Origin of the sequence: Gracilibacillus dipsosauri (assembly GCF_003176895.1) — a bacterium.
Taxonomy (GTDB): Bacteria; Bacillota; Bacilli; order Bacillales; family Amphibacillaceae; genus Gracilibacillus; species Gracilibacillus dipsosauri.
This window is the reverse complement of record NZ_QGTD01000005.1, coordinates 289035-307654: the sequence shown is the minus strand read 5'-3', so window position 1 is coordinate 307654 and position 18620 is coordinate 289035. Positions and strand designations below refer to the sequence as shown.

Below are 18620 nucleotides of genomic sequence, written 5' to 3'. Positions count from 1 at the left end.
GAAACCGGTATCCTATTCAAGTCATTTTATTAATAATGTTTAAGGGCTTAGTGGCTATAAAGTGTAGTTTTCTAGACAGATTCTAGTAGATGCATTGGTTAAAACGTCACTTTCCCTTCCTATATAGGAAATCGGTTTCCTTAAGAGATTTTGAGAGCAATCGGATACTAACATCTGATAAGCCTCTTCAATAATCAGTGGAGGAAGTCTACTAATATTATCGGTTGGATCCTGAGCATTTGCCAAAGCATGCAAGATATGTTTTAGCAATTTGTTCATTATATAAATAGGGAGGAATAGCATTATGGCAATTATTCAATTTCCAAAAGGTATGAAATGGGGAACAGCGACAGCATCCTATCAGATCGAAGGTGCAACAAATGAGGATGGACGTGGAATTTCGATTTGGGATACATTTTCAAAGACTCCTGGAAGAGTAGTAAATGGGGACAATGGAGACATAGCATGTGATAGCTATCATCGATATGAAGAAGATGTGGAATTAATGAAAGAGTTAGGTATTGATGTTTACCGATTTTCAGTAGCTTGGCCACGAATTTTCCCAAATGGCACAGGGGAAGTGAATCAAAAAGGACTGGACTATTACCATCGTTTAGTTGATAAATTGTTGGAAAATGGTATTGAACCAATGTGTACATTATATCACTGGGATCTACCACAGGCATTACAGGACAATGGTGGTTGGAATAATCGAGAAACCATTGATGCATTCGTAAATTATGCAGAGCTGATGTTTAAGGAATTCGATGGCAAAATCAAACATTGGCTTACTTTAAATGAACCATGGTGTATTTCGTTTCTTTCGAATTATATCGGAGTACATGCACCAGGAAATGAAGATTTGCAGCTTGCTACACAAATATCTCATCATCTACTTGTCGCACATGGACGTACAGTGAAAAAATTCCGTGAGATCGGCATTGAAGGACAGATTGGATTTGCACCGAATACGACTTGGCTTGAGCCATATAGTACTCGCCAAGAGGATATTGATGCATGTAACCGAGAAATAGGCTGGTATATTGAGTGGTTTATGGATCCTGTGTTCAAAGGAACATATCCGAAGTTCATGCTTGATTGGTTTAAGAAAAAAGGAGTGGAGCTAGAAATACAAGATGGTGATATGGAAGATATTCATCAGCCAGTTGATTTCCTAGGGATCAATTATTACACAGGACATATCGCTCGTTATAAGGAAAATGAAGGTCTTTTAGACTGGGAATTGGTTGAAATGAATTATGATCGTACAGATATTGGTTGGCCGATTTTTCCTGAAGGCTTTTATAATGTGTTAATGCGAATTAAAGACAGCTATGGTGACATTCCTATTTATATTACAGAAAACGGCTCCTGCTACAATGATGAGCCTGAGAACGGTCGAGTGAGAGATAGTGGGCGAATTCATTATTTACAGCAGCATTTAACGGCATTAAGTCGTGCGATTGCATCAGGTGTGAATGTTAAAGGTTATATTACGTGGTCCTTAATGGATAACTTTGAATGGGCTGAAGGCTATACGATGAGATTCGGAATTGTCCATGTTAATTATCGTACATTAGAGCGAACGAAAAAAGACAGCTATTACTGGTATAAGCAAACAATCGCAAATAACTGGTTTGAGAAGTGAGGGAAAGCTACCATTTGGTGGCTTTTTTTCTATGGTAGGGATGAATTCAGTAGATAGCCTGTTTTCTTCCCCTTTTCAAGCTGTTTCCTTTCGTTTAAAATAAACGAAGGAGGATGAAGAATGGATATTAAACATTTGCAGTATTTTTTAGAGGTAACCAAGACTAGAAGCTTTACACAGGCAGCCGATAATCTTTACATAACTCAACCAGCCTTGAGTCGAATTATTAAATCTTTAGAAGACGAACTAAATACTTCCCTCTTCGTCCGTACCCGGAAAAAACTCTTACTAACGGATGCTGGAGAGGTTTTACTCCATCATGCAGAAGAAATAGCTCAAAAAATAGAGGATTTGGAGAGAGACCTAGAAGAGCTTCATACTTTAAATACTGGTCATATCCGCATCGGACTTCCGACCGTCGTGAACTCCTTCTTTTTTTCAAAATTAATAGGTGCTTTTCATACAGAGTACCCCGCCATTACTTTTGAAATTGAAGAAAACGGATCGAAAATGATTGAAGAAAAAATTATTAATGGAGAATTAGATTGTGGCGTCGTCGTGCTGACAGATCATCATCAGTCCTTCGATTTCTTTACCTTTGTCAATGAATCATTAAGAGCAGTAGTTCCTTCTACTCACCCGCTAGCTAATAAAGATAACATTACCTTATCAGAGTTGCAGGATGAGGCATTTATTATGTTTAACCAAGATTTTGAATTAAGAAATATTATACTAAATGCTTGTAAACAAGTAGGCTTTCAGCCGAGGATTACTTCTGAAACCTCACAGCTCGATTTTATCGAAGAAATGGTTGCCTCCAAAGTTGGGATAACCTTATTACCAGAGAGTACAAGTAATGATTTAACAAGTGATGTGAAGACCATTCCGATTACAGAATCGTTGATGGAATGGAATTTGGCCTTCGTTTGGAAAAAAGATGCTTACCTTTCGCAAACAAATAAAAAATTCATCAGCTTTGCCAAAAATAAGCTCGTATAAATCTGTTATTGAATCCTTCGATTCAATAACAGATTTTTTTGTGTTCGCTTCCATACGATTTTGTTATATAGATGATAAGTGATCGGCATTGTACTTATTGAAATAGTTGGCGTTATAATCATAAATGGAGCGAGGATAGAAGGATAAAAATAGGGGATGAGTAAAATGGAATCAAAGAAAATGAAAGATACTCGTGTTGTCCAAACAGATCAAGTTCTTATAAATGATTTAAATAATTATAACTCCTTATTCGGTGGAGTTCTGATGAAAAAAATGGATGCCTGTGCCACTTTATCGGCAAGAAGGCATTCTCGCATTAAGGAATGTGTTACTGCTTCAACCGATTCAGTGAATTTTATCGCACCGATTTTTCAATCAGATTCAGTTTGTATTGAATCATTTGTCACTTATACTGGTAAAAGCTCAATGGAAATATTTTGTAAAGTCATTGCAGAGGATTTAGAAACAGGTAATAGGCGCTTTGCAGCAACTGCCTTTTTAACGTTTGTTGCATTAGATGAAAATAGAAAGCCAGTGAAAGTTCCACAAGTAATACCAGAAACAGAAGAAGAGAAATACCTATATGAAACAGGCAGTGAACGTGTAAAAATTAGAAACCTAAAAAGAGAACAAAACAATGCATTAGTGGCGAAGCTCTTAATTGATAAACCTTGGGACTAATAGGATGGAGGAAGAAATCATGATTGTTACTTCTAGTTTTCAAGAATTGAAGGATGCTAAAGGATCCATTAACGATTTACAAAAAAATTATCCAGTACAATATCAACAACTTATCAATGCAATTAAATTAACAAGACAATTGCAATACGGACTACAATATTTTGGTTGTTTTCTATTGGATGAAGATTGTCAGGATTTTACCCCTGAACCAGAGGAAAGCTATGTGCTTTCCATTTATCAGGATGAAATCAATAAGCTGAAGCAAGATCCAAGTTTTTCTGTTGTCAAACAGTTATTAAGGAATCATCAAGCGGTTAGCTATGAAAATGTTTGTAGACTAGCAATTGGTAGTAGTCCAGAGTTTTTGGTAGGACCAATTGTAGTGAAATAATGAATAATGACAAAATCCCTCATTCCTTTGTCTTAAAAAGGGTGGGGGATTTTTTATTGAATTGCTATATTTCGTCAAAAGTATCAATCTTTTCACAATTTTCGAGTTAAAATAGCCAAAAAGATTGGACATCAACCGAATTCTATATAATAATGGTAGGAAATCCAATAGTAAAGGAGATGGAGAGAATGGATTGGATGAATGTAGTCATTGAATATGGAAGGATTATTTTATTTGCACTTATTACACTTATTGTCGGACTAATTGTGATTAAATTCATTGTTCGGATTGTAGGAAAACAATTAGAACGCTCTAAATTAGATGAAAGTTTAAAGCCATTTCTGCAATCATTAGTTAGTGCAATTTTAAAAATTTTACTGCTTATATCTGTCGTTAATATCTTAGGATATCCGACTGCTTCATTTGTTGCAGTGATTGGTGCGGCAGGTTTAGCAATTGGTTTAGCGTTCCAAGGCTCATTAGCTAACTTGGCCGGTGGTGTATTATTACTTACCGTTCGCCCATTCCGAGTAGGTGATTACATTGAGGGAGCAGGATATAATGGAACAGTAAAGGCGATTCAAATCTTATATACAGAATTGATTACACCAGATAATAAAGTGATCTTTATTCCAAATGGTAATTTATCAAACGCAGGTATTGTCAATTATTCAGTAAACAGTACGCGTCGGGTCGATTTTAAGTTCGGAGTTGGATATGAAGCAGATACGAAGCATGTTATTCAAACATTAGAGAGCGTGGTACATAGTCACCAAGCGATATTACAGGATCCAGAACCATTTATTCGTCTATCTGCACATGGTGATAGTGCGGTGGAATATACAGTAAGGGTTTGGGTAAATGCAGAAGATTATTGGGACGTACATTTCGACATTTTGGAACAAGTAAAAACAAGGTTTGATCAAGAAAACATCTCGATCCCATATCCACAAATGGATGTACATGTAACAAATGAATAACTATAGACACGGAGGACTGCCATTCATACGGCAGTCCTTTTTCCGTTTTTAAACAGCTAGCAAGTGGGACTTGTAAAAATAATAGTAAAGAAAGTCAATATAAGCGTAAAAACCGCTAAATAACTATGAAATAATGTAAGCGTTATCAATTGAGAGGAGGAGGTATAGTCATTTAATTGCTACAAGTTTATAAAAGACTTGGCGAAATTATATCCAAAAAGGGGTGCTTCGATGAAACGTCTTTATTTGTTGTTCATGCTTATATTTCTCATGCTTATTGCGGTTGGTTGTAACGGTAATGCTGATCCATCCTCTTCTGAAACAGATAGTGATACTACAAAGGTAACATTTAGTTATTGGGGAGGGGATTTTGATAAAAAAAGGATGGAAGCAATAAACGAGGAATTTAAAAAAGTCCATCCAGAAATAGAGGTAGAGTTAGTTAACCTTCCAGATGGTGAAGAATACTCACAGAAGCAAACAGTTATGATGTCTGCGAAAACACCATATGACGTCATTCAATTTGCCGAGGAATCCTATCAATTTGCCTCAAGAGGTGTGTTAGAGGATCTCACACCATACATTGAAGAGGATGGTTTGGATTTAGATCAATTTTATCCTGTAGCAATTGATGCATATACACATGATGGAAAGGTGTATGGCTTACCATTACGCGTAGGGTCTGTCATTATGCTCTATAATAAAGACTTATTTGATCAACATGATTTAGAATATCCAAATGAAAATTGGACATGGGATGATGTAGTGAAGGCCGGTGAGAAAATAGCAAATCCAGAAGAAGGTATCTTCGGTATGAATCCTATTGGAGGCTGGTGGGCAAGTACATCGCAAACGTTACAATCATTTGGTGGAGGAGTATTGAATGAGGAAAAAGATGCCTTTCATTTAGATTCCCCTGAATCACGGAAAGCAATTGAATTCATGAAAGAAGTTACATGGGATAAAGACATAGCACCAAGTTCCACACAGATTCCTGAAGGCATTGACCTATGGACGAGTGGCAAAATAGCGATGATGATTGATGGACCATGGCACATATTAAGCAGCCAAGCAAATATTAAGGAGTTCGATTGGGATATGACGACAGCCCCAGCCGGTTCTCAAGATGCCACCCCAATCTTTTCTAATGCATTTCACATGGCGAAGGACTCGAAGGTGAAAGATGCAGCATGGGAGGTAATCAAGTTCTGGACAGGGGAAGAGGCGCAAAAAATATTAGCACAAGAGCATGGTGATACTCCAACAAATAAAGAAATTGCCGAATCTGATCTATATTTAGACTTAGGTGGTAAGGCACCAGAAAACTTTGAAATGATGCTCACTTCCCTTGAAGGAGCTTATCCTCCTCAAGTGACGTCAGAATGGGGAGAGATTAATCGAATCGTTCAAGAAGGGATGAGTAAAATGGTTGATTTAGATCAGCCAATTGAAGAGGTTATGCCAGGAGTGAAATCCGAAGTGGAAGCACTTCTTCAAAAATTGAAGGATTAATCCATTGTTCTACTTGGTTTAGGATAAGGAAGATCCTAAACCAAGTTTGATCTTGACATGCTAGAAGGGGGAATGGCTGTGAGAAATGAACGAAAGCAGTTCTTATTATACGTTTCGCCATGGATATTTGGTTTTTTAGTTTTTACAGCAGGTCCAATGCTCGTATCACTTTATTTAAGCTTCACCGAATATGATATCTTATCACCACATACTTGGATTGGTATAAGTAATTATATCGAGCTTGTCTCAAACGACAGATTTTGGAGCTCATTGTGGAATACGATTTATTACACTATTTTAGGAGTTCCCTTACATGTTTTTCTTGGGCTAATGATTTCTTTACTTCTATTACGAGCAATTCCCGGGATTATGATATTTCGAACAGCTTTTTATTTACCAGCCATTTTTGGTGGTGTGGCGATTCTGTTGCTTTGGAATTATATGTTAGCACCTGGGGTTAACGGGCAGAATGTTGGTTTAGTTAATGCCATGCTCTCTTTAGTCGGGATAGATGGACCTGGTTGGTCAAGTGATCCGAATTGGGCAAAGCCAACCGTTGTGCTTGTCAAGCTATGGGGTGTTGGAGGAAGCTTACTGATCTTTTTACCTGCCTTATCTAGTGTGCCAAAGGAATTACATGAGGCTGCAGAAATGGATGGAGCTTCTCCATTCCGCAAGTTCTGGTCCATAACATTTCCGGCGATTAGTCCAGCTGTATTGTTTGTTGCAACAATGGAAATTATCGGAACACTAAAAATGTTTATCGAGCCAATGATTATTCCAGGCCTCGATCCTGCTTGGACCGATACCTTGATGATTCACCTCTATCACCATGCATTTGAATATTTTCAAATGGGCTATGCATCTGCATTAGCTTGGATTATGTTTGTCATTATATTAATGATTACCATCTTGAATTTATATTTATCCAAAAGGTGGGTGTATTACGATTATGAATAATGGTCAAGTCGCAGTTCCGATGAGGGACACGAACAAACAGCATAAAAGCAGACTAGTTCTGTTAATGATAAAGTACATTCTTTTAATTGGTGGTACCATCGTATTTATGCTCCCACTTGTTTGGACATTATCAGGATCCTTAAAACCTAATGGGGAAATTTTTACTGTTCCTATTCAATGGATTCCGGAGACATTCATGTGGCAGAACTATATCAATATGTTATCAAGTTTTCCAATGGTTTCCTATGCATGGAACAGTATGATCATTGTCGCATTTAATATTATTTTTGTTCTTGCCTCTTCTTTCTTTGTTGCTTATGGTTTTGCTAGATTTAAATCACCATTAAATGGACCACTATTTTTAATCGTTTTGGCTACCATGATGATTCCTGAACAAGTTACACTCGTTCCCCAATTCCTATTATTCTCTGAATTAGGGTGGGTGAATACTTATTTGCCTTTAATTGTACCAAGTGCCTTTGGTGTTCCGTTTAATATATTTTTGATTCGACAGTTCATCAAGACTTTACCTAAGGAGCTAGATGAATCAGCTTACATGGATGGGGCAAATTCCTTTCAGATTTTATTGAAAATTATTGCCCCACTCTGCTTGCCTATTATGGTAACAATAGGGATTATGACCTTTAATTTCCACTGGAATGATTTTCTCGGTCCTTTGATTTATTTAAGTGACCCAGATAAATTCCCATTACAATTAGGGCTATACTCATTGCAGGGGGAAAGAGACGGTATAACGGATTATGGAATCTTGTTCGCTGCTTCTTTAACTGCATTGATACCACCACTCCTTTTGTTCTTATTTTTACAAAAGTATATCTTATCAGGTATTAAGATCGGTGGGTCTTTAAAAGGATAATAGGGGTGGGCGAAATGAAGAAGGTTAATTTGAATGGATTGTACAATTGTTGTGAATGGGTGATGAAGCTAACCTATCTAAATATTCTATGGTTCTTATTTACTCTTATTGGATTGGTGTTTCTCGGATTTGGGCCTGCAACTTTGGCGATGTTTTCCGTGAGCAGAAAATGGATCTTAGAAAAGGAAGAGGTGCCAGTTTTTCAAGTTTTTTGGCACAATTTTAAGAAAAATTTCTTTCAAGCAAATTTATTAGTATACACACATTTAATCCTTGTTTATCTTTTATCTGTCTACTATCTGTTAATAAGCGGGTTAGAGGGGGTGATAGGTGATTTATTTCAGGTGATTACTCTCGTTACGACTTGTTACTTCATATTGATTATCTGTATGTCATTTCCTTTATTTAGTCACGCTAAGCTATCTATTTTTCACTACCTTAAATACTCTGCCATGATCGTTATCAGTCATCCATTTCACATGTTAGCTTTAGCTTTTTCGATTCTATTAATCTGTCTATTATTTCTTTTATTACCTGGATTAATCCCATTTTTTTCAGGAAGTATGACAAGTTTAGTGACGATGTATATTGCTTCTAATATTTTTCGAAAGCTTGAGCAAGTAGAAGGGAAGAGTGCTTAGTGTAATGAATGCAGAAAGGATGAATTAAGTTGAAATTATCATTAAGAAAAACAATCGCTTTAGGAGGTATTTTTCTATTGCTGTTAAGTATCATTCAGCACCCTATTCGTATAAACGCACAGCAAAGCCCCATTAAAGAAGAGGGGGAGGTGAAAACGATGATCAAATTAGATCCTAGTTATCAGCATAAATCCTTTGAAGGCTGGGGGACGGCATTGGTATGGTTTGCTAACATCACAGGAGGCTGGCCTGATCACATAAAAAATGAACTAGCAGATGCGCTATTTGGAGAGGATGGTTTAAACTTTAATATTGCACGTTATAACATCGGTGGAGAGGATTCACCAGAAACAGAGCCATATATGCGTCTTGGTGGTGCCGTACCAGGATATTGGAATCGACCAGCAGAATATAGCCCACCAGAAAATGCAGGAGACGATTGGGAAGAACCAGATGATTGGTGGGATCCAAATAACCCCGATCATTGGGACTGGGATAAAGACCAAAATCAACAATGGTGGTTAGAAGCCGCAAAGAAAAGAGGAGCTAATTTATTTGAAGCGTTTTCTAATTCTCCGCCATATTTTATGACGAATAGTGGGTACACTTCAGGAAACTTTGATTCCTGGGAGGATAACCTCCAACGAGATAAATTTGAAGAATTCGCCATTTATTTGACTCGAGTAGTCCAATATTTAGAAGAAGAAAAAGGTATAGATATTCATACATTATCCCCTGTTAATGAGCCTAATACAGGCTATTGGGGTGCCTTAGGTAGACAGGAAGGATCGAATTGGTCACCAGAATCCCAGGCGAAAATCATTAAGGAAGTAAGTGAACAACTAAAGGAGCTACAATTAGGAACTGTCGTATCTGCAATGGATGAAACAAATCCACAAAAATTCAGACAGAATTGGGAGCAATACGATGTAACGACAAAGGAAAATGTAGGTCAGATGAATGTACACACATACTGGCCTGGTGAAAGAACCGCTGTCCGTGATCTAGCCAAGGGCGAGAAGAAGCGTCTATGGATGTCAGAAGTGGACTTAGGAGGAAGTGTCCCACAGGATTTTGATCATATCGAACCAGGATTGGAGTTATCAGAACGTATTGCATCGGATATTATGAATTTAGAGCCACGAGCTTGGGTGCTTTGGCAAGCTATTGAAGACCAAATAAACATGAATGAAGACAATGAAAATTCGAATTGGGGTCTCATTCAAGTGGACTTTGACCCTGATAATTTTGACGAGCTAGAATGGCACAAAAATAAAAAATATTACACGATGGCAAATTATTCGAAGTTTATTCGACCAGGCTATAACGTTATTAATACAGATAATAACAATACACTAGCAGCCATTAATAAGGAAAATCAGGAAGCGGTTGTCGTTTATACCAATCATACCGAAAACGCTGAAAAGATCGACATCGACCTCTCAGGATTTGATGTGGTAAAACAGTCAGCTTCTGCCGTGCCATATACTACGTCAGCTGACAGTAATCTCACACAAGGAGAAACAATACAGGTTGAAAATGATCAGCTTATCACATCTGTAGCACCAAAGTCGGTTACAACATTTGTTATTTCTGGTGTCTCTGGGGTGAAGAAGGAGGAAGTATACTTATCAGATAATAAAGTGTTTAAACTAGAAAATAAGCACAGTCAAAAGGTATTAGATGTAGAAAAGGAAAAAGCTGTTCAGTACTCAACAGAACGAGGAAAGGTTAGTCAGGAATGGAAAATTGAAAAGATAACGGATAGCTATACGACGATGGAAAAATACCGAATCGTGAATAAGGAAACAAATCAAGTGTTAACCCACCAAGACGGAAAAGTCATACTAGCTGAGGATAGTGGAACGGGGGCTCAGCAATGGATTATCTCTACTACTGGTAAAGAGGAATATATGTTTATCAATGTAGAAAGCAGAACGTTACTAGAAATAGGTGGCCAATCAAAAGAAGAAGGAGCCTCAGCAGGTGTTTGGAAGGCTAATGCAGGTGCAAATCAGGCATGGAGAATTTTTGAGGCAGGCATTACTAAATTAGAAGACACCACAATTTGGACAAGTATTAACAAAGCTCCACGCTTACCTGAAGCAGTAATCGCACATTATGGTAATGGAGATATTGTGGAGGAAAAAGTAATCTGGGAGGAGATATCTTCTGACCAATATGAAAAGGAAGGGAAATTTACCGTGGAAGGTAAGGTTGCGGGAACAGATTTAAAAGCAAAGGCTATCGTATATGTAAGTGAGATAGTAAATGTGATAGAACCAAAATTAAAAACAGTTATCGGTAATGCACCCTCCTTACCATCCTTTGTTGAAGCACAGCTAGCAATTGGGGAAAAAATTAATGTTCCTGTAGATTGGGAGGAAATAGATCAATCCAAATATGATGAACTTGGACAATTTACGGTACATGGTCTCGTCACTGGTAGCACCCAAAAGGTAATCGCTAAAGTACAAGTAAGGGAGGCTGCTATCGAAAATATAGCACTCCAAGAAAATGTCGAGGAGTACCCGGCTGCTAGTGCCTCTTTTACAGGTCAATGGGATGATGTGGATCGAATTAATGATGGAGATTACTCCAGTAATAGGTGGACAAATTGGGATCCAAATGAATGGCGTGAAAAGGACTGGATACAAATAGACTTTGGTAAGACAGAAGCAATTTCCGAAGTGAGATTTACCTTTTACGACGATGAAGGTGGAACAAGACCACCAGAATCCTTATATCTAGAATATTGGAATGGCTCCGACTGGACAAAAATCAAAAATTCGGACGCAATCATAGAAGATAAGGATGAAAAAACGATAACCTTTGATGAAATAACCACATCAAAGATTAGAGCACAGCTAAAGGCAATGCCTGAAACGTGTATTGCTGTCGTTGAAATGGAGGTAATGGGCGTAGGGGATAGTCCTATAATAGGCGAGGATGCCACATTAACTAATATTTTAGTTAACGAGGAAAAGCTAGAAGGCTTCCGATCAGACCAATTCACTTATGAATTAGAAGTGGAAAAAGAAACCGACATCCCATCTATTATCGTAACACCTACAGATTTGTTTGCGACATATGAAGTAGTTTTACCAGACTCTGTCCCAGGGAAAGCATCGATAATCGTTACTTCCGAAGACCAAGAGAATACCAATACGTATCAAGTACATTTTACTGTAAAGCAAAACCCCGATGATGGAAAAGGGACGATTGCAGGGTTAACAGCCTTATTTAACAGTAATGTCGAATCAGGAGAAATCTCTGGACCTATGGTAAAAGTAATGAGTAATAGACTTAGGCAAGCGGAAAAACATTATCGGGATAATAAGTTGAAGCAAACCATTAAGAGTCTAGAAAATTTTCAAAAACATTTAACGAGCAACAAAAATCGGAAGCATGTTTCTGAGAGTATCATTCAAGAGATTAGCCATTATGTTGACGAAATAGTAGCCGAATTAGAAAAAAAATAGAAAGCCATTCACTGAGACTAGCTTAAATCAAGCTGGGGCTAGTGCGATGGCTAGCCCCATACCTAAAGTGTGTAACCACTTAATGATTCAAAAACAAGAGGAGGAGTGGAAAATGAAAGACTTAAAAGCAAAAAAAATATTTTTGTCTACGGTTTTAATGCTAATGTTTAGCGGAATTGTCCCCATATCTATTGCAGCAAGCTTAGCTACTTCCTCAGCTACTACTAATTACCAAGGTGTTCCGGTAGGGGAAATTTGGAATGATACGGATGGAAATCATATTCAAGCACATGGTGGAGGTTTTCTTGAATATGATGGCTGGTATTACTGGATTGGCGAAGACAAATCTGATAATACACACGATACACATGGAGCTAATCTTTATCGTTCAAAGGATTTATTAAATTGGAAATTCGTTAAAACGATTCTTTCAGATGAAACAAATCCAGGAGAAAACACAGATGAATCACCTGGTCTAGTGGATCCAGAAACAGGTAATTTTAATATGGAACGTCCGAAGCTTATTTACGATGAAGATAGCGAAAAATTTGTCTTATTTGCCCATTGGGAAAATGGAGAAAATTATACTGCTTCCCGGTTGCTGATCGCTTCTTCGGATACTATTGACGGACATTATACGATCCATCATAATTTCAGACCTGGTGGTTTTACTTCACGTGATTTCAATGTATTCCAAGATCCAGATACGGGAGAAGGATATTTAATTAGTACACAAGATCATGAGAACATGAGAGTTTATCCACTTACGGAAGATAGTACTAATGTGGTAGTGGATGAATCTTATTTATTATTTACAGGTCAAAGAAGAGAGGCCCCAGCTTTAATTAAAGCAAATGGCATTTATTATATCATCACCTCAGGACAATCTGGATGGTATCCAAACCAGGCAATGTATTCCTACACAACAGATATTAGTAACCCCGAAGGTTGGGCTAAGCTTCAACCAGTAGGAAATAATACGACTTTTTATAGTCAACCAACAAATATTATGGAGGTAAAAGCCAAAGATGGCAGCTCTCAATATGTTTATATGGGAGATCGTTGGAAGCCTGATTCGATCGGATTCTCCACCTATGTTTGGCTACCACTTGAAATAAATCATGAAACAAAGACAATGACAATGGAATTTGAACCTGGCTGGTATATGGATTCTGATACAGGGAAATTTGTCCATCCTAATGTAACGAATGTATCAGAAGGTAAGCCTGTCTTTGGGGAAGATAATGTTATTGAAGGAAAGTTACTACGTTATATAAATGATGGTCATTATTTTGAACCAGATACTTGGAGTCCAGACACGAAATATTATCAACAAAATAAAGTACCATGGTCTGCAACGATTGATTTAGAAAAAGTGTATGATTTAGCCCGTGTTGACTTTAGCTTCAAGCAATTCAATGGTTCAGAGGCATACTATCAATATACAGTACAAGGTAGCAATAATAATAAAGATTGGACGTTGCTTGCGGACGAATCCCAGAATAAAATGACTGGTTTTAAAAGCAACCAGTTAGAAGGTAAATATCGTTATGTAAAGATAGATGTGACAGCCGTAAAAAATGCCCATAATGATAATTCTACGGCTAGCTGGGAAAATGGGTTACTAGAGATGCAGGTTTATGCGAATAATCTAGATAGAGAAATTGCTGCATTACCTGTAGTTAATAAGGAAGGGGAAACCTATCCATCGGAACAATCTATTACACTCACTAGTCCAGATAGTAATGCCCGTATCTACTATACGACGGACGGTTCTGAACCAACGGAGAACAGTACATTATATGAGGAACCGATTGCACTAACCTATGGCGAGACAACGCTAAAGGCGGTTTCTTATGTAGACGGGGAAGAGTCGAGCGGTATATTAACAGAAACGTATAATCTTATAGAACCAGATACGATTGTATCTGTGGTTGGTCCAACCGAATTCGCCGTCACTGCCGATGAAGGTGCTTCAGGTTTACCAGAAACACTTGAAGTAAAGAATGCGATTGGTGAAACGGTGACAGAATCAGTTAATTGGCTAACAAATGATATAGATTTTACCCCTTATCACTCAGAAAAGATTACAGGGACGATGGCTGATGGTTTTGAAGTAACTGCAACCGTAGATGTAATTAATCAGGGCACCAATTATTTTATTCATGGTGCTGCAACAGAGGATCCTTTTTTTCAGGCTGTTAAGAAAAGATTAGGTGATCAGCTTATCAATAATGTCCCTGATCAAGAGTATGATGGCAATTGGGGTTATACAGGAATCATTGGGACAGATATTGGTTCTCGCACTTCCGACTCTACCAATATTTATGATAGTGGCTGGTGGGCACATGCCGATAAAAGTATCGATTACAAAATAAATTTAGAGCCGGGGAAATATACAGTTATTTCAGGTTACAAGGAATGGTGGGGTGCTACACGAAATATGAAGTTCTCTGCCATAGATTCTACTGGTCATGTGCTAGATTCGGTAGAATTCACAACAAATAAAGACACAAAAGCCCACCAAGAAAGACTTCAATTTGAATTAGAACAGGCTGATGACGTACAAATTAGTGTTAGTAAAGTAGGTGGAAGTGATCCGGTTCTAGCATGGCTAGCAGTTGAAAGAGAAGAAATGATTTCCATCGATTCATTGAGAATGGCATTAAGTGATTACGTAAAATCAGAAGAAATAGCCAAACCAAGCTACAAAATATTAAATAATCGATTAACAGTAGCAGAAAAGCATTATGAAAAAAACAAGTGGAACCAAGCAATCAAAAGTCTAGAGGATTTCCTTAAGCATTTGAATAATAATGCTGACAATATATCGAGTGAGGCACAAGAGGATTTAAAAAAATATAGCGAAAAATTAATAGAGCAATGGAAGGAATAGCTAGAGTTATAAACTTTACTTGTAGGCGTATGCAATTATGCGAATAGAAAGGGAGATTTGATGGGGAGAAGGAATAAGAAACGAATCTGGGTATTCGCTTCTATCATGATTATCATTATTGCTGTTACCGTGTTCGAGAAGGATGATGTGAAAGCAGATCAAGATGTCCAAACAATTACGATCGATGGAGAAAAGGTCAATGATTACCATCGCTTCAAAGGCTTTGGTGTCGTCACTGCCAACAATACATCACGATTACTATTGGATTATAAAGAAGAACATCCAGATAAGTATTGGGAAATAATGAATCACTTATTTAATCCAGATACAGGTGCTGGGCTTGCTCATGTAAAGATTGAATTAGGTGCAGATGTGAATTCTTCGTCAGGAACCGAACCTGCAACAAAACGAAAGGAGAACGAACCAGCAAATGTCAGAAGAGGAGCAGGATTTCAATTTGCTGCAGATGCGAAATCGATTAATCCTAATATAACGACTGAAATCTTACGATGGGGTGAGCCACGTTGGACTTGGAATGGTGCCAAAGATGGCAATTTTGAAAATCGCTATCAATGGTATAAACAAACGATAGATGCAGTATATGAAGAATATGGCTTTAAACTAGACTATATTGGAATCTCACAGAATGAAAGAGCTATTAATGGAAACGGAAGAGTAGAAGTAGAATGGTTGAAATATTTTACCTCAAAGATTAAACAAGAGCCAAACTATGAATCAGATTATAAGCATTTAAAATTAGTAGCGGCAGATGGTTATCGTGACACATCTTCAATTAGTCAAGTATTACTTGACGAGCCTGATTTAATCGATGAAATTGATGTGATTAGTAGCCACTATGGATTAACTGGATCTGGTGAATTAAATCAGTTGCAAGAGCAATTAATAGCAGAAGGTAAACAACCAAAGGAATTATGGGTTTCGGAAGGAATTGCCCCAATGATTAATGCTCGATACCGAGATAACATGGAGCCACAATATCATGGGCTTGGAGGAAGGGCTGGGATTATAGACGTAACATCTCGTATCATTTCCGTTTACTCCTGGACCGGAGCAGGAAATTATCCACTGAATGCGGTATCCTTTGATTTTCAACCTGCTGTAGCAGCTTTTTATCAAGGTGCCCAATACAATCCCAAGCACCTGATCAGCGCATTTGATCCATGGTCAGGCTTTTATGAAGTAGATGGTGGTATAACGGGGGTCCGTCATGTCATGAATTTTGTTGAACAAGACGACCCATCAACAAAGGAAAATGAACGTTGGATGTACGTCGAGGACGCGACATATAGTGATGGTGAATTTTTTGATGGAGGGGTAGATGTTGATACAAGTACCCATAACTATTTAACTTTAAAGGATCCGAAGACAGATGATTATACAACTGTATTTGCCAACAACACGAATCTAACACGTAAATACAAGATTCAGACAAAGAATTTAAGTAATAAGCAAAACGCCCCTGTATACGTTTGGGAAACACGCGGACCAGATAAGGATGAAAGTTATGATGAAAATTGGCTTCAAAATATAGATGTTATCACACCAAAAGAGGGCACCTATGAAGTAGAGGTCAAGCCATATTCGATTGTCACGATATCTACATTAGATAAGGAATCAGAGGTTAGTGATTTCACCTATCAATCTAATCCAGTAGATTTAACCGAAGATACCATCATGCCTTTACCTTATAAGGATAATTTTGAATATGACGATTATTCCATTGATGAAAAAGGTAGAGATTATGTAGAACGTCGAGGGGGTACTCCTAGGTATACAACTGATCAAATCGGTGCATTTGAAGTGGTTACTAAAGAGACAAAACTTAACCGTGATATTCCAAATGCAGAACCACATGGAAATATGCTCATGCAAAAAATTACTCCAGATATGATTGGAGCAGAATGGTCCGTCTGGGGAGGAGAAGACGGATCAGCAGCTGACGTCAATCCACATACCGTATTAGGGGATTTCCGTTGGGTAAATTATAAGGCCTCCTTTGACTTTTTATTGGATACCGATACACAGCAAGTAGAAGGTAGAGAAAACTATGTGTTGATTGGTTTACGCCAGGTGAAATCAGCATGGTCCGATTCCTCTGCACCTTATAATGCTCGTATCTATGCAGATGGTCGATATGAATTATGGAAATTAGGAAATATTGAAAAAAGTGGTACCCTGAAAGGCTTTAATAATAAAGAATGGCATCATTTAGCTTTTGAGGCAAAAGAGAATAATTTTACGCTTTACTTAGATGGTAAAGAAATTGATAGCTTTATAGATGAGGATGCAACGGTAATGGCTGGTAGAGTAGCCATTGGTTCAGGATATTATCAGACATTATTTGATAATTTGCATATCGATAAATTGAAAAGATATACCTATACCTCTGAAAAATATGATAATGCACAAGGTAAGAAAATGAATTCAGAGGAAGAAGCATTAAGTCAAAAAGATAAATGGAATCCAATTAGCTATATTGGAGACTGGGAGTTTTTACAATCAGGGTACGGCCATTTTAATCGTACACTCATGCGCGCAGGTACAGAGATTCCTGTCTGGAATGGAGTGACGATCACGCATCAAGATATTGCTAAGCAACAAGGGGACTTAAACAAGGTGTATTATCAGGGTGATTGGTCATCCAATAGCAATAATGCATGGGGTTCGGATGGCGAAGCATTTGAAATTAAGTTCAAAGGTCATGGCATTCGATTATACGGTGAGGCAAATCCAAACAATGGAAAAGCAGATATTTATTTGGACGGTAAATTAGTTGCTGAAGGGAACTACTTAAACAATAGCAGTATGGAAAAAATGGTGTGGTCTGCTGAAAATCTAGAGGAAAGAGAACACACATTACGAGTAGTTGCTAAGGATGGCTGGACTAGTTTTACAAAAGCAGAAGTAGAAACCAATGACCCTATATCAGATGGTTCAGATAAAATAAGTAATAGTAGTATGATCTTTCATTTTAATGGCTCTGGATTCAATTTGTTTGGTGCTACCTCGGATTCCATAGTTGATGTTTATATTGATGGTGTTTTAGTTGATGATGATTATCGAATACAGGCAAAAGGTGATCGTCAAACCTCTTATTCCATTAGGGGTTTAAAGGATCAGGAGCATTCTGCAAAAGTTTATATAAAAGCAGGCGAATTTACCTTTGATGGTATGGATATCATCACAGGTAAAAATAAGATCGAAGTCGATAAAGCAGAATTACAAGAGCTTTACGATACTCACAAAGATAAAAATCGTAAAAAATATACGAAACAAAGCTGGAAGATATTCCATAAAGCATTGTTACAAGCCAAAAGGGTATTAAAAAATCCTCAATCTACTATTTTAGATGTGGCTGAAGCAAGGAGCTCATTAGATGATGCAATAGCAGAATTAAAGAAAAAGTAAGGAAAACACACTAGGATCCTTTTAAGGAATTCCTAGTGTGTTTTAGCTATATAAGTAAAAATGCACATGATAAAAGTAAAAATAGAGCTATAACCCCTTGTTGAAAACGCTTAAAATGAATGGT

12 protein-coding genes are annotated in these 18620 nt (G+C 37.6%); all 12 read left to right on the top strand.

All coding sequences use genetic code 11. The features are described from left to right. Positions 1–304: 304 nt before the first annotated feature. The 12 genes from DLJ74_RS05455 to DLJ74_RS05400 all read left to right on the top strand — a co-directional run bounded on the left by DLJ74_RS05455 (position 305) and on the right by DLJ74_RS05400 (position 18496). Positions 305–1648, top strand: a complete 1344-nt coding sequence (locus tag DLJ74_RS05455) for a GH1 family beta-glucosidase (protein ID WP_109983664.1) — start codon at positions 305–307, stop codon at positions 1646–1648. Between the two features lie 120 nt (positions 1649–1768). Continuing rightward, positions 1769–2647: a LysR family transcriptional regulator gene (locus DLJ74_RS05450; RefSeq protein WP_109983663.1), complete on the top strand. Its 879-nt coding sequence runs from the start codon at positions 1769–1771 to the stop codon at positions 2645–2647. 165 nt (positions 2648–2812) lie between these two features. Then, positions 2813–3328 carry an acyl-CoA thioesterase gene (locus tag DLJ74_RS05445; RefSeq protein ID WP_054859792.1) on the top strand — a complete coding sequence of 172 codons (516 nt, stop codon included), beginning with the start codon at positions 2813–2815 and terminating at the stop codon, positions 3326–3328. 19 nt (positions 3329–3347) lie between these two features. Further along, the gene (locus DLJ74_RS05440) at positions 3348–3719 is read left to right on the top strand and encodes a hypothetical protein (protein WP_109983662.1); all 372 of its coding nucleotides are present in this window, start codon (positions 3348–3350) and stop codon (positions 3717–3719) included. 188 nt (positions 3720–3907) lie between these two features. After that, positions 3908–4699 carry a mechanosensitive ion channel family protein gene (locus tag DLJ74_RS05435; RefSeq protein WP_054787235.1) on the top strand — a complete coding sequence of 264 codons (792 nt, stop codon included), beginning with the start codon at positions 3908–3910 and terminating at the stop codon, positions 4697–4699. 231 nt (positions 4700–4930) lie between these two features. Beyond that, positions 4931–6211 (top strand): ABC transporter substrate-binding protein, encoded by a 1281-nt coding sequence (locus tag DLJ74_RS05430; RefSeq protein WP_109983661.1) that lies wholly within the window; start codon positions 4931–4933, stop codon positions 6209–6211. Positions 6212–6289: 78 nt separating this feature from the next. Continuing rightward, positions 6290–7171, top strand: a complete 882-nt coding sequence (locus tag DLJ74_RS05425) for a carbohydrate ABC transporter permease (protein WP_219987217.1) — start codon at positions 6290–6292, stop codon at positions 7169–7171. Next, positions 7164–8048: a carbohydrate ABC transporter permease gene (locus DLJ74_RS05420; RefSeq protein WP_109983659.1), complete on the top strand. Its 885-nt coding sequence runs from the start codon at positions 7164–7166 to the stop codon at positions 8046–8048. Before DLJ74_RS05425 ends, DLJ74_RS05420 begins: the two co-directional genes overlap by 8 nt. A gap of 14 nt (positions 8049–8062) precedes the next feature. Next, positions 8063–8689, top strand: coding sequence for a YesL family protein (locus DLJ74_RS05415; RefSeq protein ID WP_109983658.1), 627 nt, complete (start codon positions 8063–8065; stop codon positions 8687–8689). A gap of 29 nt (positions 8690–8718) precedes the next feature. Beyond that, a complete protein-coding gene (locus DLJ74_RS05410) occupies positions 8719–12171 on the top strand; it encodes a glycoside hydrolase (RefSeq protein ID WP_109983657.1) in 3453 nt (1150 codons plus the stop codon). Positions 12172–12283: 112 nt separating this feature from the next. Next, on the top strand, positions 12284–15067 hold the full coding sequence (locus DLJ74_RS05405; protein WP_181397435.1) for an FIMAH domain-containing protein: 2784 nt from the start codon (positions 12284–12286) through the stop codon (positions 15065–15067). A gap of 60 nt (positions 15068–15127) precedes the next feature. Next, positions 15128–18496, top strand: a complete 3369-nt coding sequence (locus DLJ74_RS05400) for a glycoside hydrolase family 30 protein (RefSeq protein ID WP_109983655.1) — start codon at positions 15128–15130, stop codon at positions 18494–18496. The last annotated feature ends 124 nt before the right edge of the window (positions 18497–18620 follow it).